The organism is Cytobacillus solani, assembly GCF_006704205.1.
Taxonomy (GTDB): Bacteria; Bacillota; Bacilli; order Bacillales; family Cytobacillaceae; genus Cytobacillus; species Cytobacillus solani.
Genome location: NZ_CP041305.1, coordinates 4,667,739 through 4,689,215 on the forward strand (window position 1 = coordinate 4,667,739; position 21,477 = coordinate 4,689,215).

Annotated in this window: 23 protein-coding genes and 1 pseudogene; 3 read left to right on the plus strand and 21 right to left on the minus strand. The window is 37.2% G+C overall.

Annotated elements, in window-relative coordinates; all coding sequences use genetic code 11:
• The 14 genes and pseudogenes from FI644_RS23415 to FI644_RS23475 form a co-directional block, all read right to left on the minus strand.
• The gene (locus FI644_RS23415) at positions 1-876 is read right to left on the minus strand and encodes a 3-hydroxyacyl-CoA dehydrogenase (protein WP_142108875.1); all 876 of its coding nucleotides are present in this window, start codon (positions 874-876) and stop codon (positions 1-3) included.
• 53 nt (positions 877-929) lie between these two features.
• Positions 930-1,703, minus strand: a complete 774-nt coding sequence (locus FI644_RS23420) for an enoyl-CoA hydratase-related protein (RefSeq protein WP_142108876.1) — start codon at positions 1,701-1,703, stop codon at positions 930-932.
• A gap of 20 nt (positions 1,704-1,723) precedes the next feature.
• Positions 1,724-2,503, minus strand: coding sequence for an enoyl-CoA hydratase-related protein (locus FI644_RS23425; protein ID WP_142108877.1), 780 nt, complete (start codon positions 2,501-2,503; stop codon positions 1,724-1,726).
• On the minus strand, positions 2,496-2,804 hold the full coding sequence (locus FI644_RS23430; RefSeq protein ID WP_053475875.1) for an EthD family reductase: 309 nt from the start codon (positions 2,802-2,804) through the stop codon (positions 2,496-2,498). Before FI644_RS23430 ends, FI644_RS23425 begins: the two co-directional genes overlap by 8 nt.
• 141 nt (positions 2,805-2,945) lie before the next feature.
• Complete coding sequence (gene paaD / locus FI644_RS23435) at positions 2,946-3,437, minus strand: 1,2-phenylacetyl-CoA epoxidase subunit PaaD (RefSeq protein ID WP_056684474.1); 492 nt, start codon at positions 3,435-3,437, stop codon at positions 2,946-2,948.
• A 49-nt stretch (positions 3,438-3,486) separates the two neighbouring features.
• Positions 3,487-4,296, minus strand: coding sequence for a 1,2-phenylacetyl-CoA epoxidase subunit PaaC (paaC, locus tag FI644_RS23440; RefSeq protein WP_053477515.1), 810 nt, complete (start codon positions 4,294-4,296; stop codon positions 3,487-3,489).
• Positions 4,289-4,645 carry a 1,2-phenylacetyl-CoA epoxidase subunit PaaB gene (paaB, locus tag FI644_RS23445; protein WP_053475873.1) on the minus strand — a complete coding sequence of 119 codons (357 nt, stop codon included), beginning with the start codon at positions 4,643-4,645 and terminating at the stop codon, positions 4,289-4,291. Before paaB ends, paaC begins: the two co-directional genes overlap by 8 nt.
• A gap of 26 nt (positions 4,646-4,671) precedes the next feature.
• A complete protein-coding gene (gene paaA / locus FI644_RS23450) occupies positions 4,672-5,631 on the minus strand; it encodes a 1,2-phenylacetyl-CoA epoxidase subunit PaaA (RefSeq protein ID WP_053475872.1) in 960 nt (319 codons plus the stop codon).
• 295 nt (positions 5,632-5,926) lie between these two features.
• Positions 5,927-7,246: a UDP-glucose dehydrogenase family protein gene (locus FI644_RS23455; protein WP_142108878.1), complete on the minus strand. Its 1,320-nt coding sequence runs from the start codon at positions 7,244-7,246 to the stop codon at positions 5,927-5,929.
• A gap of 1 nt (position 7,247) precedes the next feature.
• Positions 7,248-8,153: a UTP--glucose-1-phosphate uridylyltransferase GalU gene (galU, locus tag FI644_RS23460; RefSeq protein WP_056684468.1), complete on the minus strand. Its 906-nt coding sequence runs from the start codon at positions 8,151-8,153 to the stop codon at positions 7,248-7,250.
• A gap of 285 nt (positions 8,154-8,438) precedes the next feature.
• Positions 8,439-8,594, minus strand: coding sequence for a hypothetical protein (locus tag FI644_RS26540; protein ID WP_181758145.1), 156 nt, complete (start codon positions 8,592-8,594; stop codon positions 8,439-8,441).
• Between the two features lie 952 nt (positions 8,595-9,546).
• Positions 9,547-10,722 (minus strand): annotated as a pseudogene (locus FI644_RS23465) (glycosyltransferase family 4 protein); the annotation flags it as partial.
• A 2-nt stretch (positions 10,723-10,724) separates the two neighbouring features.
• The gene (locus FI644_RS23470) at positions 10,725-11,819 is read right to left on the minus strand and encodes a CotS family spore coat protein (protein ID WP_056684465.1); all 1,095 of its coding nucleotides are present in this window, start codon (positions 11,817-11,819) and stop codon (positions 10,725-10,727) included.
• 517 nt (positions 11,820-12,336) lie between these two features.
• Complete coding sequence (locus FI644_RS23475; protein ID WP_142108879.1) at positions 12,337-13,398, minus strand: glycosyltransferase; 1,062 nt, start codon at positions 13,396-13,398, stop codon at positions 12,337-12,339.
• Positions 13,399-13,771: 373 nt separating this feature from the next.
• Here FI644_RS23475 and FI644_RS23480 point away from each other — a divergent pair, with 373 nt between their 5' ends.
• Entirely contained in the window at positions 13,772-14,776 is a 1,005-nt protein-coding gene (locus FI644_RS23480; protein ID WP_053475867.1) for an NAD-dependent epimerase, read from the plus strand.
• A 147-nt stretch (positions 14,777-14,923) separates the two neighbouring features.
• On the opposite strand, the gene FI644_RS23485 is transcribed toward FI644_RS23480, so the two are convergent.
• The 5 genes from FI644_RS23485 to FI644_RS23505 form a co-directional block, all read right to left on the minus strand.
• Positions 14,924-15,295 carry a hypothetical protein gene (locus tag FI644_RS23485; RefSeq protein WP_053475866.1) on the minus strand — a complete coding sequence of 124 codons (372 nt, stop codon included), beginning with the start codon at positions 15,293-15,295 and terminating at the stop codon, positions 14,924-14,926.
• Between the two features lie 304 nt (positions 15,296-15,599).
• Positions 15,600-16,478 carry an L-serine ammonia-lyase, iron-sulfur-dependent, subunit alpha gene (gene sdaAA / locus FI644_RS23490; protein WP_053475865.1) on the minus strand — a complete coding sequence of 293 codons (879 nt, stop codon included), beginning with the start codon at positions 16,476-16,478 and terminating at the stop codon, positions 15,600-15,602.
• Between the two features lie 252 nt (positions 16,479-16,730).
• Positions 16,731-17,393 carry an L-serine ammonia-lyase, iron-sulfur-dependent subunit beta gene (gene sdaAB, locus FI644_RS23495; protein WP_142108880.1) on the minus strand — a complete coding sequence of 221 codons (663 nt, stop codon included), beginning with the start codon at positions 17,391-17,393 and terminating at the stop codon, positions 16,731-16,733.
• Between the two features lie 38 nt (positions 17,394-17,431).
• A complete protein-coding gene (locus FI644_RS23500; protein ID WP_231690063.1) occupies positions 17,432-18,115 on the minus strand; it encodes a helix-turn-helix transcriptional regulator in 684 nt (227 codons plus the stop codon).
• A gap of 464 nt (positions 18,116-18,579) precedes the next feature.
• Complete coding sequence (locus tag FI644_RS23505; protein ID WP_053475862.1) at positions 18,580-19,203, minus strand: DedA family protein; 624 nt, start codon at positions 19,201-19,203, stop codon at positions 18,580-18,582.
• 242 nt (positions 19,204-19,445) lie between these two features.
• Here FI644_RS23505 and FI644_RS23510 point away from each other — a divergent pair, with 242 nt between their 5' ends.
• Positions 19,446-20,012, plus strand: coding sequence for a YkoP family protein (locus FI644_RS23510; RefSeq protein WP_053475861.1), 567 nt, complete (start codon positions 19,446-19,448; stop codon positions 20,010-20,012).
• Positions 20,013-20,244: 232 nt separating this feature from the next.
• On the plus strand, positions 20,245-20,538 hold the full coding sequence (locus tag FI644_RS23515) for a hypothetical protein (RefSeq protein ID WP_053475860.1): 294 nt from the start codon (positions 20,245-20,247) through the stop codon (positions 20,536-20,538).
• A gap of 93 nt (positions 20,539-20,631) precedes the next feature.
• Here FI644_RS23515 and FI644_RS23520 read toward each other — a convergent pair whose 3' ends face one another.
• Positions 20,632-21,027 carry a phosphatase PAP2 family protein gene (locus tag FI644_RS23520; protein WP_082620658.1) on the minus strand — a complete coding sequence of 132 codons (396 nt, stop codon included), beginning with the start codon at positions 21,025-21,027 and terminating at the stop codon, positions 20,632-20,634.
• A gap of 160 nt (positions 21,028-21,187) precedes the next feature.
• Positions 21,188-21,460, minus strand: coding sequence for an FmdB family zinc ribbon protein (locus FI644_RS23525; protein ID WP_053475859.1), 273 nt, complete (start codon positions 21,458-21,460; stop codon positions 21,188-21,190).
• Positions 21,461-21,477: the final 17 nt, after the last annotated feature.

A 21,477-nucleotide genomic window follows, 5' to 3' on the forward strand; every position in this document is an offset into this window, starting at 1 on the left:
TCAATCCTCCTTGCTCCGATAATCATAAACCCCCCTGCCAGATTTCCGGCCAAGCCTGCCAGCTTTAACATATTGCTCAAGAAGAGGAGCCGGACGATATTTTTCCCCTAGCTTTGAATGGAGATAGTTTAAATTATTTAATCTTGTATCAAGACCAACAAGATCCCCTAGCTCAAAGGGTCCCATTGGATAATTCAGCCCAAGCTTGATTGCTTTATCAATCTCCTCTGGTGTACCGACGCCTTCCTGGAGCATATAGAAAGCTTCATTTCCAACTAGCGCACTAATCCGACTTGTGACAAAGCCAGGAAATTCATTAATCACGACTGTTTCTTTTCCCATTTGTTCTGCAGCTCGCTTAATGGAGGATACGGTTTCCTCACTCGTCTCCAATCCCTTAATAATTTCTACAAGCGGCATTTTATGCACAGGGTTAAAAAAATGCATAGCAATGACCTTATCAGATCTTTTTGTGAAGGAGCCTATTTCCGTTGGGCTCATCGTTGAGGTGTTCGTTGCAAAAATACAATGGGCTCCTGCATGCTGGTCAATGACCTCAAAAATATTTTTTTTAATTTCCATTACCTCCGGAACTGCTTCAATAACTAAATCCGCTTCTCTTACATTTTGTGATAGGCTAATTGAGTAGTTAAGCCTCCCTTTAGATTCCTCCATTGTTTCATTCGTAATCTTCTTTCGAATAATACCTTTTTCAAAAATGGCATTGATCTCTTTTTCTGCATGATTCAGCTGATTTTCATTAATATCGATTAATGTCGTTAGAAAACCACCTACCGCACTCACATAGGCAATTTCTCTTCCCATGACACCCGAACCAATAACAACAATATTTTTCAATGAATTCACCCCTATCATGATTCAAAATAAAGAGACGAGCACTAGATCCCATTGTGCTCGTTTCGTGCAAATTATTTACCAGTAAATACAGGCTTTCTTTTTTCGATAAAAGCTTGCACACCTTCTTTATGATCCGTTGTTAGTCCAGCGATCCGCTGAGCCTGTGCATCCTTTTCCAGGCTTTCTTCAAGGGAATAACCCCAGCTAGACTTTAAATTTTTCTTAATCAATCCAATGGCTGTTGTCGGCATTGCTGCCAGCTTTTCTGCAAATGATGTTATCTCTTCTGTCCATCGATCAAGCGGAATAACTCTTGTTGCAAGCCCTAATTCTTGTGCCGTTTGTGCAGAGATTTTTTCACCTAAAACGGCTAATTCTAATGCTTTTGCGTGTCCGATTAACTTCGGCAAATAATAAAGATTCCCTGCATCAGGTACGAGACCAACATGGATAAACGCCTCGATAAAACTGGCTTTTTCTGATAAGAGACGGAAATCGCATGCCAAGGCTAGACTCATGCCTGCACCAGCAGCCACTCCATTTACAGCAGCAATTATCGGCTTTTCACATTTGTGAAGCTCCATCACCATCGGATTGTATCTGCTTCTCAAAACTTCTCCGTGATCCATGTCATCCATAATCCCGCCAAGATCCTCACCAGAGCAGAATGCCCGCCCTTCCCCAGTAATCACTAAACAGCGAATCGCTGTATCTCTGTTTGCTTGTTTCACTGCATGTTGTAAATCTTTATTCAATTGCTCTGTGAAAGCATTCAATTTCTCAGGTCTGTTTAACGTAATCCAGGCAACTTGATTATTAACCTCATATTTTACCGATTCAAACATCGCTTATATGTACACCCCCTCTATTTTCCTTTAAAATTTGGCCTTCTTTTCTCTTGGAAAGCTCTCATTCCTTCTTTTTGGTCCTCTGTCGAGAATAATAGATAGAAATTTTTACGTTCAAAGTGCATCCCTTCTTCTAAGGATACATCCACTGCTTTAAGAACGGATTCCTTTATTAGCCGGATGGATAATGGAGCCTGATTTGCAATTTCTGCTGCAAACTTCAGCGTTTCTTCCATGAGGACTTCTTTTGAAACAAGGCGATTGATCAAGCCAAATTGGAGTGCTTCACTAGCACTAATTCTTTTTCCGGTAAATAGCCATTCCATTGCTTTTGTTTTTCCGGCGAGCTTTGTTAACCGTTGAGTTCCTCCCGCACCTGGCATAACGCCTAGATTCACCTCAGGGAAACCAAATTCAGCATCATCAGCAGCTAAAAGCAGATCACAGCATAGGGCTAGTTCAAAGCCGCCTCCAAGAGCAAACCCTTGTACACCACCGATTATCGGTTTCTTGATCCTCGCAAGACGGTCCCAATCCTTGAATTGATTGCGAAGCTCAAAATCGATTGCATTATCTGCAGCCATTTCATCAATATCTGCTCCAGCCGCAAATGCTCTTCCATTTCCGCTTAATACGATGACACGAACTTGATCATTCTCTTCGAAGTCTTCCATTACGGAAAGAATGTCAGACACCATCTGACGATTGATGGCATTTAACACTTTTGGACGATTCAAATTGATGAGACCGAGCTTTCCGTTTATGGAAGCTTCAATACATTCATAGTGATTATTCATTCACTTCCTCACCAATCATTAGCGTGATGAGATCTCCCGCAAATTTCATTGCATCTTTTCCAGATGCTTTCCCTTCATCCGTTCTCATCGCTGTTTGTAACGCTTCAAGACTGTCATAAAACATTTCGCACATTAAATAGTATTTACCTTCTCCCCCCATTGGACTGCCTACTATTCTAGTAACCTCCATTTTTCGAAGACCCGGGATTTTTGCTGTCAACGGACCGTGAGTTTCAAAATAATGCTTGTCAAAAGCCTCTTTATTTTCAGGATGCTTGTAAAGAGCGATTAGTTTTACCATATGGACAACTTCCTCTCGAATTTATTTGGATTTATCTTGTATTTCTAGTTTATCCTTATTCAATTTATCTAGCGTTTCCAGCCTTTTATCTAGCAGTTTTTTCGTTTTATCTTGTACTATATTAATGATATCGAGCATTTCCTACATCATCGTTGAGACAGGTTTCATCGCCTCAAAGGGATTTTTACAAGATTTACAATATAGAATGCTTCGGCACGAAGTCGGACCAAAGATATTTTCTATCGTCGTATAAGTAGATCCACAATATGGGCAGTCTACATGCCATTCGCCCGTTTCAGTCATTTGTTTTGGTGGTGGAGCAATACCAAACTCCTTTAATCGCAGTCTTCCTTCATCAGAAACTCGATCAGAAGTCCAAGGAGGGTAATAAATAAATTGGACATGTATTTCTTTGAAACATTTCAATTCAGCAATTGCTTCGACTACATTTTGACGGATAATATCCAGTGCAGGACATCCCATAAAAGTAGGTAAAAGCTCAATTGAAACAGCGTCTCCATTCACTTCCACTTTTTCAACCATACCTAAATCAATGATGGAAATCGAATCAATTTCTGGATCCTTTACATGCTGAAGCGCTTCCATTACAATGTTTACTTTTTCTTGAAGCATCCTGCATCAATCCTTTGCATTTTTTACTGTGCGCTACCTCCTCCTTTTCCTACCAGCTTGCTGCGGGATCAACTTGATACACTTCGCTAAGGATTATCAATGCATCATCCAAATCCTTTGAATGCTCTCCTTTTCGTCCATCCCCGCTTTGAATGCCAAACTGGTCCGGCATTTCCAGATTTACAGAATCGAAAACTGGCTGCATAAATAGCTTCCATTTCTCCTTCAGAATGTCCTCGGATTCAATTAATTTGAATGTAGCTATATCTTTACTCAAAGGTCCGAGTGACACCACACCATCAAAATCAGCACTTACTCGTTTAATTGCATCCTCCATCTTTTTTCTTGCCTCATCCCCAGCCTGCATTAATTGCACAAACCATGTTTTCCAATGCAAAAGATGATAATAGAGCTCCATATTCACTTTCAGCGCTGCGTTTGCCAGCGGCTCATAGGAAGAGTTTTTCAAAGATTCCATACGAACCTTTTTCGCTTGGACATAGAAATAATTTCTGACAACAGCAAATGCCCAATCATAGCGCGGCTTGGATAAATAATGACCAGGTCCGTTCACCATTTCTAGTAAAATAGCATTCTTCCGCTCTTTTGCTGAACGGGCATGAGCAAGATGATCCACATCGCCTTCACCAAGGTCGCTAAGTAGCTGATAAAACATCGCGGCATGCCCCATCGTATCCTGGCTAATCGAAGAGAATGCAACATCCTCCTCAATATGTGGAGCAAGGCCAAGCCATTCTGAGCCCCGGTAAGCAAGGATGAAATCATCATCAGCCAGCTGGTACAGGAGTGAAAGTAACGCAGATTGATATGCTTGTTCCATTGGCTTCCCATCAACCATTTTCACTTTTCTTCTCCTCTCCCCATGACAGAATTTCTTTCTCATCGAGCATTCCCTGTTCGTATTGCCGCCATTTTTTCTTTAAATAGCCATACCCTTTTGTATTCCGATATTCCTTATTATCAAGCCTTTGCAATGTTTGCTTTTCCTCCATATTCATTTTACGGATATCAGAACGCTTGACGACCCAAATATCGGCTACCGGTTCTCTCCTCATAAAATTTTCCTGTGCCATAATCAACGCAATCTCACTGTTCGGTGCCAGCAGCGAAAATTGATATTGTAGAGGAGAGGTATCCGATCGTTTGCTAAAAACCTCGAATTCCTGATAAAATCCTTCACTGCCCAAAAGGTTCGCTCCTTTCTAAACTTCCTTTATTTAGCCATGTTCAAAGCCTCACGTACCCACTGATTTTCAATATATGCCATCTTGCGGAGCTCCAAACGATCTTTTGACTTTGGTCCATTATTTTTAATAATCTCTTTAAAACGATTCCAGTCCGGCTGTTTATATACCCAAAGAGCTTGCTCTTTATCAAAATGCAGTGTCTCATCTGGCAAAGTCAGCCCTAGTGATAACACCCTTGGAATATATTTTGAAAAGAAGTCCTGCCTAAGCTCTTCGTTTGTTTTTGTCCGGATCCGGTATTTAATTGTAATGTCCTGCTTTGATGTTCCTGTTGTAGATGCATCTGCAGGTCCAAAAAACATGAGAAGCGCTTCCCACCAACGATTGACTGCCTCTTGAACCATTTCACGCTGTTCCTTTGTGCCCTCTGCCAATGCCATGATAATGGCCTCCCCATGCTGGGCATGAAATACTTCTTCAGCACAAATTCTTTTTAAGGCACGTGCATAAGGTCCGTAAGAAGCATTCAGCATATTCGTTTGTGAAATAATGGCGGCCCCATCGACAAGCCAGCCAATTAGTCCAGCATCCCCCCATGTCGGCGCCTCCATATGAAACACATTATGAAATTTCAGACGGCCGCTAAATAAATCTTCCAGTATATCCTCACGTGTTTTTCCTAGAGGTTTCATTAAGTCCTCAGCCACACGAAGCAAAAGCTGTCCATGCCCCATTTCATCCTGTACTTTGGCCATAATGCCTAGCTTTCTTTTTAATGAAGGCGCTTTTGGCACCCACTCTTTTTCAGGGAGCGCCCCCATGATTTCGCTTATACCATGCATGGAGATCAGTTTAATCAGTGTGAAGCGATATTCATCTGGCATCCAATCGTCTGCTTCAATTTTTTCCCCTTCTTTAATCCTCTTCAAAAAATGCTCGTATTTCTCCTTTTCGGTTAATTGATTTGAAAAAATAACATCCGACAATGCCTTCACCTCCTAAAAGTTTTTTGAAATTATTTTATTTATATATAACGTTTATTAGACGTTATACCTTTTATATGTCATATATATTTAACACAAAGATACAGTGTAAACCGTTAAAAGTCAATTAGTTTTCAGAAAATTAAATAATTTATTTTAAACATAAGAACACCTGCTGACTCGATTAAAAATCAGCAGGTGTTAACTCAACTTCTTTTCTATCAATTTTATAATTAACTGCTTCCACCATCAGGAAATAGTATGCATATAAACAGAAGGTCCAGCCGCTTTTATACATTTATTTTTTCCCTATCAAAATAGCTGGTCTTCCTATAGGATAATATTCTAAAGCCTCACATGCTCTTACTCTTTCTTCATCTAAACAATTTCTTCCATCAAAAATGATTGGATGTCTCATATTCTTCAGCAGTTTTGCCATGTCCAAGTACTTAATCTCTTTCCATTCTGTGATAATAAAAACAGCGTCGGAATTTAAAACAGCTTCATTGATTGAATTGGAATACGTGATGGTATCCCCTAATATCTTTCTGGCATTATCCTTTGCAACGGGATCATAGGCAACCACTTCTGCACCTAGGTTTGTTAATAGGCGAGAAATTTTAATAGAGGGTGCTTCCCGCATATCATCTGTCTCCGGCTTAAAAGCAAGACCAAGCAATGCAATTTTTTTTCCTTTTAAGTCTCCAAAACGATTCATCGCTTTCCTGACAAGGGTTTCCTGCTGAAGATCATTAATAGCAATGGTCTCTTTTAGCAATGAGAAGTGAACTCCATGTAAATCGGCAGTATGAAGCAAAGCTTTAACATCCTTTGGAAAACAAGATCCACCGTATCCAATTCCTGGACGAAGGAAAGCCTCTCCAATCCTTTTATCTTTTCCCATCCCTTCAGCAACCTCTTTAATATCTGCTCCCACTGCTTCACATAAATTTGCAACTTCATTAATAAAGCTAATCTTTGTTGCTAAAAATGAATTGGAAGCATATTTAATCATTTCCGCACTTCTAATGCTTGTTAATAGAAATGGAACATTCAATGGACGATACATCTCTAATACTTTATTTGCAGCCTCTCTATTTGCATAGCCTATAATAATTCGGTCAGCTTGCATTGTATCCATTATGGCAGAACCTTGCCTGAGAAATTCTGGATTTGAAATGATCTCAATGGCTGCTTGTTTGCTGCAGCGGTCATCTAAAATGCTTTTAATATATTCATTGGTACCAACTGGCACTGTACTCTTTAATACAACAATAGCACTCTGTTCTAAATGAATTGAAATATCCTTCACCGCTTGCTCAAGATACGATAAATCGGCAGCCCCATCATTTTTTTGCGGTGTTCCTACAGCAATAATAATGATTTCGGCACCTTTTAAACCATCCCGATGTGATGTTGTAAATTCCATTCTCCCAACTTCAATATTTTTAATAAGTAAATTTTCAAGGCCAGGTTCATAGATGGGGGAGATCCCTTGAATGAGATTATTAATTTTTTGTTCATCCAGATCAATACATACAACTCTGTGACCAATTTCCGACAAACACACACCTGTAGAAAGCCCAACATAACCTGTACCTAAAATGGCTACATTCATCTTATTCAAGCTCTCTTTCTACATATAGATGATTTTCTTTGTTATTTATTTCCTTTAAATACTCAAGAACTAGTTCCCTAGTATCGCCTCTTTGTAAAGCAAAATCTACCGTTGCCTTAATAAACCCTATTTTCCCTCCAATATCATAGCGGGTTCCTTCAAAATTATAAGCGTATACCGCCTGCTGTTTGTTTAATTCATGTATAGCATCCGTCAGCTGCAGCTCATTTCCATGTCCAGCAGGAAGGCTTTCGAGAATGTCAAATATCTCGGGCCTTAACACGTAGCGGCCCATAATGGCATATCTTGAAGGAGCCTGTTCTATACTTGGCTTCTCTACTAATGAGTCAATGCAGAATAGATTCGGCTCAATTTGATTGCCTTTTGGCTTGATAATCCCATATTTACTTACTTCCTTCGCCGGGACATCTTGAACAGATACCACTGAGGAATTGTAGTATTCGTAAACATTGATAATTTGTTTCAGACAAGGTATTTCAGACATCACAATGTCGTCCCCTAACAGGACCGCAAAGGGTTCATTGCCAATCAAGCTTTTCGCGCATAGAAGCGCATCCCCTAGACCCTTTGGCTCCTTTTGACGGATATAATAGATAGTTGCCATGTTGGATATTTTCTGGATTTCTTCCAATAATTCGAATTGCTTTTTCTTTAATAGTACTTGTTCAATTTCATATGATTTATCAAAGTGATCCTCAATTGATTTTTCCCCTCGCCCTATTATGATAGCAATCTCCTTTATGCCTGAAGCTACCGCTTCCTCCACAACATATTGTATCGTCGGTTTATCAATAATCGGCAGCATTTCCTTTGGCTGAGCTTTTGTAGCAGGCAAAAAGCGAGTGCCAAGGCCTGCGGCGGGAATAATGGCTTTTCGAATTTTCATAAACTGCCTCCCTATTTTTTCCTTAATCCTTTATATGCAAGGAGATAATTACCGCTACGTTAAAAGCCTAACAACTGTGCATAAATAACAGTTTTATTTAAATACCGTAAAACGTGTTGTGTTAAATAACATGCTATATTTCCTAGTCCTAAATAGGGTACTCTTCTGACAACGGTGACTTACTTACCGATAGACTGCAATAAAAAACTCCTTTACCCTAATGGGCATGGAGTTTTATTTAACCTAATGGATGCTTAAACAGCCAAATTGCCCTATTCCCTCTGTTTAATTAGTAATCTCGGATGATATCCTTCTGAAAGGAGCAGCTATTTTCACGGCAATTATCATTTTCTGAATCGCACGATGCTTGAGCAGCATGGCATTTTCTTCGTCTGACATGATCCAATCATTTATCTTTCCCATGGTGTTTGTCAGCATCAATGTAGCGGCCTCTCATAACTGAATAACTTTCTTCATCTCGGTAGCGGCCTTTCATTACTGAGTATGAGTTATCCCCTTGATAACGGTCTTTTTTAGAGAATCCCTGTTTTTGGGAAGTAATATGAGATTTTGTATGGAGTTTATTATGCAGATTTGTTTGAGGGACTTTTGATTGTTTATTAGAATATTCACTCGGTATCTCAATTTCTTGTTCTTTTTGATTCTCAACATTGTTTTGTGTGTTGTTCATATTAGGCGCTTCAGAAGTTTTATCGGTATTTTCCTGAACTACATAATTAGATATCGTTTGTAAAAATTCCTCCCAAATTTCAAGAACCTCGGATGCGATTACTCTTCCTTTTTCCCCCACTCTCTTCATTAATGGCTCGTTTGTCAATATATCCATAATTTTCCCGCCAAATATACTATGGAGTTTATTGTTCAGTTTAGTTTGAGGGGCGTCAGATTGTTTACCAGCGGACTCAATAGGCTTCTTACTTTCAGACTTACTATCTTGCCAGCTATCTAAATTACCCTTGTCAATTTTTTGATCTTCTTGATTTTCAAATGTATTCTGCACTTCATTCATAATAGGAACTTCAGCGGTCTTAACTGTATCTTCCTGTGGTACATTGTTAGATAATAATTGTATTAATTGTTTCCTGATTTCTGGAACCTCGGTAGCAAGGTCTTTTTCCTCCTTTCCCAATCTTCTCATTAATAACTTGTATAACAATATTTCTGCATTTTTTTCATCATAAATACTATGGGGTTGATCGTTCAGTTTACCGTGAGGGACGGCAGGTTGTTTATCAGCGGATTCACTAGGCATCACAATTTCAGGCTTACTATCCAAGAAGCTAACTATTTTATCATTGTCAATTTCTTGTTCTCCTTGATTTTCAAATTTGTTCTGCATTTCAAACATAGCAGGTACTTCAGCAGTCTTAACTGCTTCTTCCTGAAGTACATGAACGGCTGGCATTTGCATAGATTGCTCCCAAATTTCAAGAACCTCCGAAGCTACTCTATCATACTTATAAATAGAAACCGCAAGCTCTCTCCCTCTTTCCCCCATTCTCCTCATCAGTGACTTATTTGACAATATTTCTGCAATTTTTTCTTCAAAGCACCCAGGATCCTCTGGATTTTCCACTACAAGGCCGTTCTCTCCAGAAAGTATTACTTCCGGATTTCCTCCTCTTGCAGTTGTTACGATAGGCAGACCAGCCGCCATCGCCTCGTAATGCACCCGTGCCAATGGTTCTTGCCATATTGATGTACACACAAATATATCAGCTGCAGCAAACCAGTTTTGAATTTCATCTGGTGCAACAAAACCTGTTGTTACAACGGGTATCGGCAGTTTCTTTGCTAATGATTTTACATAGGCAATATAGTCAGAAATATCATCTTGACTGAACCATTTACTGCCAACTATAACTAAGGCTAAATCATTAAATTTTCTTGAAAGATTTGGAATTGCCCTAATTAGCCTATCTACTCCTTTATTATTTGAAAGTCTCCCAGCAAAAAGAATGACCGACTTGTTTTCTAGGCCATGCGCTTTGCGAATATCATTACGTGTTTTTTGCATCTTTGGATGATTACCAGGTAAAAATCGGCTGCTATCTACGCCAGAATAAATTGTACTGATTTTGGGTGAAGCCTCAGGATATAACGTTCGAATGACATCACCGATATATTCACTGACTGTTACAATTTTAGAGACTTCATTTAAAGCTGATTTCGCTTCTTCGGGATTGATTTTTTCCGGATTGAACATATCATTATGCATGCTTAGGGTTATTATTGAATTAGGTGACGCTTGTCTAACAGGCATGACTAATAGAGGACGGTTAAATATATGGATGAGATCAAAATGATTAGATTCAAGATAGCGAATGACCTCTTTTCTGTATACTTCAAATATTTTTCCCGGTACACGAACATAATGGATGCCATCTACTGTTTCTTGATTCGGAAGTGATGCATCATTTACTCCTAAAACACTAATATCGTGGACTTTACTTAAATAAGGCAGGATGCCGGATATATAGGTTTGGATTGCACCTCCCATTATTGGCGGAACCGGAAGCTTTTCGGTACAAATCATTAACACTTTCATGCTTAATTTACTCCCTTCCAATCGTCTTTAATTTCTTCTAATACTGGCCACTTTGATTGGTCGGTATCTACTATGGTTTGGATTAAGGCTGTTGCAGTATCATCGAGAAATAATTCAGGTTCATATACTACCTCTTTAATATTCTTGTAAAATTCATTCGGAAGGGATAAATCAATCATCAGGATATCGTATAGTTTCGATGAAATTGGATTTTCCTCATTGTAAGCCTTGATCATCTCTCTTATCCAAGTTGCATCCCAATTATATAAGTCCGCCATAGTACCAGTAATTAATTTTGTTAAATCACGAATCGGTAGATCATATGCAACACCGTCCAAATCAATAATCCACATGCCATTAGGACCCATTTGACCATTTGACCAGCCGTAATCCTGATGGACTAATCCCCAGTATTCATTTCCTTGCTGTGCAAGCTCCCAGTAGCTTGATTGATTCAACCTTTCGAAACTATTTTTTGCCTGATTTTCGAATAAATCTATAACATTCAGTAAATAAGGACTTGCTGGCATTTCTTCATATGCTTTGCCAATATTTCGAAACCAGTCCATTTTGTTCATTACTTTTTCATAGCTTTTTGGCCATTTATATAGTCTAGATGCAACTTCAGCTCCTTGAGGAGGAACATACCCCTTGCTTAATCGGTGGAATTCTCCAAGAGCGCTACAAAGCTGTTTGGCTCCTTCCAAATCTTTTGTAACAGGCTCCAATGGTAAAATCCACTCAGCAACGAACCATAGCTTTCCCCCTGCCTCAACATACGGAGCATCATCCTTTGTTTTTATAATCGGCGGTACCCTTGCCTTTTGCACATCAACTAAATATTCCTGAGCTCCTAAGCTAAACATGCTTCTGGTAGGTCTTCGATGTAGTAATTTTAAACTTTTTGGCCCCGAACTCGTTTCTAGTTTCCAAATAGCTCCTCCTTTATCCGGCTTAGTAGTAACCACCTCAATGCTGTGAACAGAAAAGGCATACGACTGAAGAACGTAATTTGCTAGTTCAGTAATATAGTCTGGAATAAAAAACTCGTGCATAAGTTCATCAACTTCCCATGGGACGATTTGTAAGTTTTCCATATTTCTCCTCCTTTGAAGTTTCATGAATCTTTTATAAATTATGTTTATAAACTATATTTGTATAGGACAAATTAATTAGATGTGTATTTTAAAAGATGTTAATTGCAGTGATAACAGCATATGAAAGCTATAATACCCATTTTGTTACATGAACAATTGGCTTTTGTCATTTAACACCGACCCAATTTGCTGCAGTGCTGTTTTATTCTAAGAGAACTCTATTACCTTTTCGCTATGGCTCTATATATAATGGACAGTTGATTGGAAAATTTAATATTAATATGGGAATACATGGGAACATAAAAAGAAGAAAAAATGAGGGATTTACCCATTTACTAAAGCCTCTTTATTACAAGCTATTACTAGTGTGTTTCTAAAAATGGCTAGTATTTTGATAGAAATCATACACATATATTTTTTAAATTCCAAATTTCCTCGCTTACAATTACAAATGGACATTTACTCTTCAAAATTATTTTTTTTAAAAAACATAGCTTCCGTTTTGCATTCTCAAAGTTTAATTCCCATATAACAATTCGTCATAATATTTCGCCTGCTGCAACAGCTGTTTATTTTGGTCAAATTTCTGTTCAATTTTATTTCGGGCTCTGATTGTGTATTCTTTCCACAGTTGTCTGTTATTCAGCATGAATTCAATTGCCTCTGCCAGCTCATTCACATTGTTTTCCTTGACCAATATTCCATCTTCGTTATGTGTGACCAATTCAGGGATTCCAGCATGAAAAGTTGAGATAACAGGCACTCCTGTTGCCATAGCTTCTTTTATTGTATTTGGGATACCTTCCACATCACCATTTGAAGCTTCAAGACTTGCAGCACAAAAAAGATCAGCACTAGCCATATGGTCATGTATTTTGTCTTTATGGAGATAATTTAATAGCCGAAAAGACTCCCCTAAATTTAGCTGATTAGATAATGTTTTGAGGTAACCTTCAAGTTCGCCTCTTCCGATAATGGTGAGAGTTGCATTTGGAAATTTATCCTTTATTTTTTGAAAAGCTTGCATCAAGATATGGTGACCCTTTTTTTCGACAAACCTTCCTATGGATAAAATATTTTGTGAGTCATCTTGCTTTGGAGACCGGTATTTAAATTGATTAAGGTCAACACCACCGTATAAAATTCTTATTTTTTCAGCAGGACAACCCCATAAACTAATTTTATCTGCAAGATAATCACAAACTGGAAAAAAACGTTCGCCCTGATCAAAAAGCAATTTCATATTCTCTAAATAATTTGCAGGCTGGTTTGCCAGGGTTGCATCTCTTCCCCTAATGCTTGTTACTAATGGGAGATTTGTCCTTTCTTTAAAAGGAAGCAGCAATATACCAAATTGGCCATGGTGAGCATGTAAAAGAGAGATATTATTCTTATTTACATATTCTTTTGGGGAGGAAATTTCATTTAAATAATGAACCTTCTCATTCAGAAGAGAATTATCTACGATATACTCAGGCAGGCGGATTAAATGAATGTATTCATAGCCAGGAACTTGCCGAATCTGTGGAATATATTGAGTTGGATCAACTCTTAAATTTAAATGCATAGCAGTAGGCAAAAAAATCTTCTCCTTTCGTTCAAAATCAGAAAATTTCTGGTCCTTTCCAAATAAATTATGCACGATTTAACTAGGTAGCTTGGGCTAAAAGGAATTTTTAATTCGTTTGTTTCAGCGCTGACAGCAGAATTCACAACCGCAGCCATAGCAGAAAGTATTAGGTTCACATTTATATCTGCCCATCCTGATAAATAGTAGGCTTAAGCATAAACAACTTGTGACCTATTGAATATATAATATGTAAGCTTAAACCTACATTCCCTTTTAAAGGAGCAAAAAAAATGAAGATTCAATACTGTAATAGACGCTTTGGAAAAATACAAGTTCTGAATCTAGTGAATGGAAAAAGAGAAGAAGAATTGGAAGAAACACAATGAATGTTTTAGTAACGGGAGCAGCAGGGTTCATCGGGTTCCACTTATCAAAGCGTTTGTTAACCCTTGGTTATCATGTTATTGGTGCAGATAATCTTAATGAATATTATGATGTTCGTTTAAAGCAAGACCGTCTGAAACTACTAGAAAAAAACAAAAACTTCAAATTTTATAAGATAGATTTGACAAATAGAGATAAGGTAAATGAAATTTTCAAAACTAAAACGATTAAAATAGTTGTAAATTTGGCAGCTCAAGCGGGAGTACGTTACAGCCTAGAGAACCCGCATTCCTATATTGACTCAAATCTGGTCGGATTTATGAATATTTTGGAAGCATGCAGACAATATGGTGTAGAACACTTCATTTATGCTTCATCCAGTTCCGTTTACGGAGCAAACAGGAGTATTCCATTCTCTTCCAATGACTCAGTTGATCATCCAGTCAGTTTATATGCTGCAACAAAAAAAGCTAATGAATTAATGGCTCATACTTATAGCCATCTATTCAATATACCTGCTACAGGTCTTCGGTTCTTTACGGTCTATGGTCCTTGGGGTAGACCTGATATGGCTTATTATTCATTTACGAAAAATATTATAGATGAGAAAACAATAAAGGTATTTAATAATGGAGAAATGCGAAGAGATTTTACTTTTATAGATGATATAGTCGAAGGCATAATCCGTTTGCTTAATCACCCTCCAAAATATAACGAAAATTGGGATAGGCAAAATCCGATTCCAAGTTCAAGCTATGCCCCATATAAAATATATAATATCGGCAGCAATCAACCTATTAAATTAATGGATTTCATCCATTCATTAGAAAACTTAATTGGCAAAAAAGCAAAAATAGAATTTGCTCCTATGCAGCCAGGGGACGTAAAGGAAACTTATGCTGATATATCCGATTTGCAGACCGATGTGGGATTTTATCCTAAAACATCCATTGATCAAGGTTTATCTCAATTCGTCGATTGGTACAAAGCATATAATAAGTGACCCTTCCAAAAAGTCTGAAGGGTTACATCCCTTTATAGCTTGAATTTTTTGTCCGAAAGTTTAGTATTAAAAAGTTTACCATTATGATGGTTCCTTTTGAGGAAAATAAAAAAAGCGCATTATTAGCGCCTTGTGATTATGCATAGTTTAGCTTACTTTATTATTTTTCCCTTCAATCATTAAGATTGCTTCTTCATTTTTTGCAATTTTCGTTAATTGTGCATCTAAACGCTGATTGATTAAATTTAATTCTTCTTGAAGGACTTTATTAAATGAATTGCCTTTAAAGATTTGGAAAAAGTCTTTAAGGACATCTGTTTGGAATGAATCCATTTTCTCCAATATCTCCTTAATGTCAGTCAAGTCAATTTGATTCACTTCTACTCTATGTTCAATGCTGTCCATTTTTTCTAAGCGGTCCAGCCTATGTTCAACTGTTTTAATGTTTTTTCCGATTTCAGCTATATCATTCTTCATTTCATTCATGCCAGATAATATCTGCTTTAGTATCTCCTCCATAAGTATCGCTCCCTATTTTTTTGGTAATTTTATATTATCATTGTTCCTATAAGGAATCTGTGTATATTTATTTACACTTTTTTTAATCTTCTATGAAATTTATGGAAATATTAATTGTTGATAAATAAGCAAGTAATAATTTGCTACTAACAACCAATCATGTAAATATCATTCTACCTTCTACTCTGCGCGGGTTATTCTTCCCGTCATAAATGCTTGTACAGGTCATCAACCGATCATTTACTTTTTACAAAGAAAAAGCCTAAATCCTTTTTTAATCAGGATCCAGGCATTAAATGTACAGCTAATTTTTCTTTCCAAAAATTTCAGCTTCCAGCCTTCTTCCGGTAGGTGTGGCAGCAAGTCCACCTTCTGCGGTCTCCCTAAGTGCAGACGGCATTGATTGCCCAATAAGGAACATCGCATGTATGACTTCATCACATGGAATTCGGCTTGTAATCCCTGCTAAAGCCATATCGGCAGCCGTCATCGCATTAGAAGCACCCATGGCATTTCTTTTTACACAAGGAACTTCCACTAATCCAGCAACAGGGTCGCAAACAAGACCTAGCATATTTTTCAATGTAATCGCCATCGCTTCCGCTGCTTGGCGCGGTGTCCCGCCAGCCAGCTCAACAATCGAAGCAGCAGCCATTCCACTTGCAGATCCCACCTCAGCCTGACAACCGCCAGCAGCTCCTGATATGGACGCATTATTCGCTACAACAAATCCAAAGGCTGCGGAAGTGAATAAGAATTCAATCATTTCCATTCTTGTAGGGTTTAATACTTCTTTCACGGCAAATAATGTACCTGGAACAACTCCAGCTGAACCAGCAGTTGGTGTTGCGCAGATTGTACCCATGGCAGCATTGACTTCATTTGTTGCAACCGCTTTGCTTACCGCATCCAATAGGATATTTCCAGATAAAGCTTTTCCACTTTGAATGTATTTCTGCAGAAGGACTGCATCCCCTCCTGTTAAACCGGAAACAGAGGTAACACCGTTCAATCCTCGTTCTACTGCTTGTTCCATCACAGTTAGGTTTCGATCCATTTTTGCAATGATCTCTTCTCTTGATAGACCTGTCACTTCAATTTCCTGCTGAATCATAATTTCTGCTATTTTCACTTGTTTACTTTCTGCAAGTTCAACAAGCTCCGCTACGTTTCTGAATAACATGATTTCACCCCTAATTCTTGGCTGCTTTCATTCTGGTTTAAAAATACACAACGTACTTTTTTAAAAGATAAGAATGTATAATTTTGGAGTTAGAGAATTGTCTAGCGCAAGCGTCCTATCGCCTATCAAACTTCAGACCCCCTCCGCAACGATTGCGTCAACATCGGTTCGCTCTCGCTCACCATGTTTCCTTTATCTCAGACGGAGACCTTCTGCGTTTGTACGGCGATGATCAAGGCGCTTGCGCTTTTCTTAGTCAACCATTCTAATCGTCTGAGTTACATTTGGCAGCTTTTCAATCTCTGTCATGATCTCTTGGTCAATTTTTTGGTCGACTTCAATAACCATTAATGCCATTTTTCCTTTTTCCTTTCGAGAAACTTCCATATGTCCAATATTAATTTCATGATTCGCTAATATTTGAGTAACAGCTGAAATCACGCCAAACTGATCATTATGAACAACAAGTATAGCAGGATGTTCACCAGATAATTTCAATTCAAAGGAATTTAGCTCTGTTATTTCAATGGTTCCACCGCCAATTGAAATTCCAACAACCTCTAAATCACCTTGGTCATCATATAAATTAATCCGAACCGTATTCGGATGTTCTGTCACTGTATCTTCTACCTGAAAAACAACTTCCATGCCTGCTTCCTCAGCTAGCTGAAGAGAAGTTGGAATGCGCTCATCAAATGTATCAAAATCTAATAACCCGCCGACGATTGCCACATCTGTTCCATGTCCTTTGTAAGTTTTTGCAAAAGAACCATATAAGGATATTACTGCTTTCTTCGGCAAACGGTTGAATAATGTTCTGGCAACACGGCCAATCCTCGCCGCACCTGCTGTATGAGAGCTGGAAGGACCGATCATAACAGGTCCAATGATGTCAAAAGCTGATCTATATTTCATTTCATAAGCTCCTTTATTTATAATTGAATGAATGATGATTACTTATGCTCAGCTAGCTCTTCTGTCTGGAACTCATTTATTGTCCTAATTTTTTGCAAGTAATTATAAACGGTAAACTTAGAGACACCTAATACGGATGCGACATAATCAGTCGCTCCTTTTATTAGAAATGTCCCTTTCTCTTCAAGCTGGCGAACACATTCCACCTTCTCATCTAAACTCATTAAAGAAGGTGCTTTTTTAAAGCCATGGAGAACTTGTTCAACCATTTCATGTGTCACATCCTGAACAGAGGTAAAAAAGTTCTCTGATTTTGCCTGTTGCTCATCAAAGTTGATAAATTCTTCAATTTCTCCTCCGAATTGCATGAGTAGGCTGATATCGTAATTTAAACATAAGGCCCCAATTACTTTGTCTTCATGATCACGCAGAAAAATAGTAGCCGATTTCATGATATTCCCTTTCTTCGATTGCGTTTTATAATTAGGAATATCTTCAATATCTCTTTTCTGTTTTGCTAATTCCTTTAGGACAAGGTCTGTTATCGGAGATCCGATTTCTCTCCCTGTCACATTCCCTGCAATATGAATGAGTGATTTCTTTAGATCAGAAAAATCATGAACAGCTACCTCACAACGGGAACCGAACATTTTCACAAGCATATCGGCTGTGCGAATTGCTAAATCAAAAATAGGCTGATGAGATTCCTTCAATTCAGACACTTCCCTTACATTTATGTCGGTTTTCTTTATAAATAAGTTAATAACATTTTATAAATTCATCTTACCACAAAAAATAGATAGTTAAAATAATATTTTAATAGTTACAAAAAAATTGTAAAACGATTAAAAACCCACGCTAAAACTGACCGTTACCTCCGTTTCGTAACGATAAACACAGGCGTTGAGTTTATTTATTTATTTATTTATTTCATAACAATTACTGAATCCAAATATATTAAGGATACTTTCCTCATTTTTTGACGATATTTACCCAATAGTACATTACTCAGCGTCATAAATAGATAAATTTAAATATACCAAAATTCCTTATTTAAAAGGAGGGTATAAGAATTCCTCTCCGTACTAAATTAAGGATGAAATGAAGAATAAATGTAAAAAGAAGCATAGCTTGAATATAATAAAACATTTAGGGAAGAGGCATGGGATGAATCATTGGCAGTCTACTACGATTTCCCTTTATGAATGTCCAACCACTTCTTCAACCGACTAGGCCATATTAATAAGAGAAAAATAATTAACGTACCACATAATATGATTAAGATAAACTTCATAAAATGTTCTATCAAAGTAAAAACTAGCTGCCATTGATTACCGAACACATAACCGATACCGATGAATATGGAAACCCATAAGGCTGCCCCTGTATAGGCATATAATGCAAAGGTCCGATATGGTACTTGAATAATGCCCGCAAAGTAGCTGTTGAGCTGCCTGACTCCGGGCAAGAAGAAACCAAATAAAAGCATTTTGTTCCCATATTTCTCGTAAGTTATTCTTGTTTTCTTTAAATATTCTGGTTTCAGGAATAGCCATTTTCCGTATTTTTCGACAAGAGGCATACCTAGCTTTTTTCCAATCCAATACGCAATTGATATGCCTATAACCGATCCAGAATATGCCATTGCTATAGCTGGTAGAAGGTCAAGAACATTCTTGTGGGATAAATATCCGGTGTATGCAAGTGTTGAGTTTCCAGGAGGTATCGGAAGAGCAATTAATTCCAAGGGTAGACCGAATAACAACACAAAATATCCATATTGAGCAAACAAACGTTCAATGAATTCCATAAACTCTCCCCATTCCTGTTTACTTAATTCATTTATTTAATAGAGGATAGATGGATTTTCCTTAAACCCTATAAAATTATAGTTTGTTTACTTTTCGACTTTATACAGAAAAAAATAATAAACATCTAAGATAAGCGAATATCTTTTTTTATATCTAATTCAGCCCTAAATTACCATAAGTAAAGATTTCTTTTTTTGATAAAAATAAAATAAAACTGGTTATGAAAAAGGAGTATAGGAACATGAGAGATTTTTTTATCTCCATTTGGTCTATAATCGATCCTTTATATTTTCAATGCACTCGCCTTACATACCCTTCTTGTAAGGAGGGTAACATTTTTCGGGTTAGGTTAACCAAATATAAAGGCAGGAATATTATCCTTTCAGATGGGACATTAATAAACAAGAATGATACATTGGTTAAGATTCATCTTCACAATGTTAGACTGCTAAAGGAATTTAAAAACATTAACAGTGAAATTAGAAAAGCAAAAATGATTTATAAGTACGTTCAAATGTCTTTACCTGGAATAGAAAATTATATTCAAAATCATACTCATTCTAAAAAGATCAAAGGGATAATTGGAATTACAATGTTAAACAAAGGCTGTGAAAGGCTTGGATTTGAGACTTTTGAGATTTCTCATCCTATTTATAAATGGTTTAAACGAATCTCCTTCTTGCCAATCGAGATTCTATCAAGCAAGAATACATCTGATTGGAATGTACTTAAGCTCCATAATCCAAGCTATTTATTTATGTCTATAAATAAATTATCCAAATATGTTCAAACAATGAGTGAAAAATAAATCTTTGTTATTATAATTTAACGTGACTTTAAAAATAGTTCCGAATCTTTTTCATATTTGGGCTTTTGTCTGTTCATTCATTACATTTTTTTCTCAAGCAGTTTTCGTCCGGTTTTATGAAATTATGTCCATATGAAAAAGATGTCAGCATTTTCAAACGTCTTTAAGCAAATATTAGATAATGGAAGTGAAAGATTCATTTCTAAATTCTCTAAAGAGGAAGTGCTTGAAAATGAATAACTGGCTAGCAGCGCTTTTCAATACAATGAGAAAGCAAAACATTATGAAGATGTTTGGCAGAAAAAGAAATAATAAAGGCATAGTCTGGGCATCTTTATTAGGTCTAGGGGTTAGTGCAGTTGCATATGGGTTAAAAAGAAATCAAAACAGCAATATGTTGCGACCTATTCAAAAGGTTATGAATAGCATTCAATTGGGGGCAAATGGCAATAAACAAAACGCTCCTGCTTTAGCAGAGATTGCGAAAGAATTAGGACCTGATCTAAAGTCTTTAACAAATAAATAGCTCTTCACCTAAAAATGCCCACATTGTGATGGGCATTTTTAGGTGAAGATTAAAATCTGTGGGCACATTTTAAATTCAATTAGGAATTAAATGCTATTGACGGATAAATTGATTATTTAAATGAGAGATTTTATCTAAAATAATGCTGGTTATGGATGCAATAAAGGCAATACCTATTATATCAGATGGGTAATGATGCCCTACCCAAATACGAGAGAAGCCCGCCAATAATGATAACAGCCACATAATTGAACCAAGGAAACGGTCATAAAGAAAGATAGAAGTTGATATAGCGAATACTAGCAGTGCATGTTTACTTGGAAATGTAGAATCTATTTTTGATGGAATAATTATACCGACACGATTTTTTACAAAAGGACGTGGTTTAAAATAAAACAATTTAATTAAAGTATGAATAAACAATGTAATTCCCATAGACATTAATGCATTATTAGCAATATTTTTGTAGGAATCATTTTTAGACCACATGAAAACCAAAACAAAAATAAATGTAAATGGCTTCTATTGAATTACTTAAATTACCTTAGGAGATACAGTACGAAAAAACCAATTGTTATAGGAATTACTTTAGAAAAGTTTTCAAAAAACATATAAAAAACGGCCGTTTAAACAGCCGCTTTAAACTAATTCAATTTCCAACTTGCCAAGGACGGCTAGTTGATTTGTTTTTTATTTTCTGCCTAGGTCCTAATTCCTCACGTGTCATTCTTCGTGGCTCCATTCCTTTTTCAATTCGAGTACGAAGTTCTTTTGAATAAGAAAAAAGATTAGGCGGAAGATACACTCGTGTAGATTCTTCTAAACATTCTGGGCATGCTGCTCGATCTTTTTTCCCAGTCATTGATTTTAAAAACAATGTAAAATCACCGCAATTTTGGCAGCAAAATGTATAACTGGGCATCAGAATTCTCCTCCCAA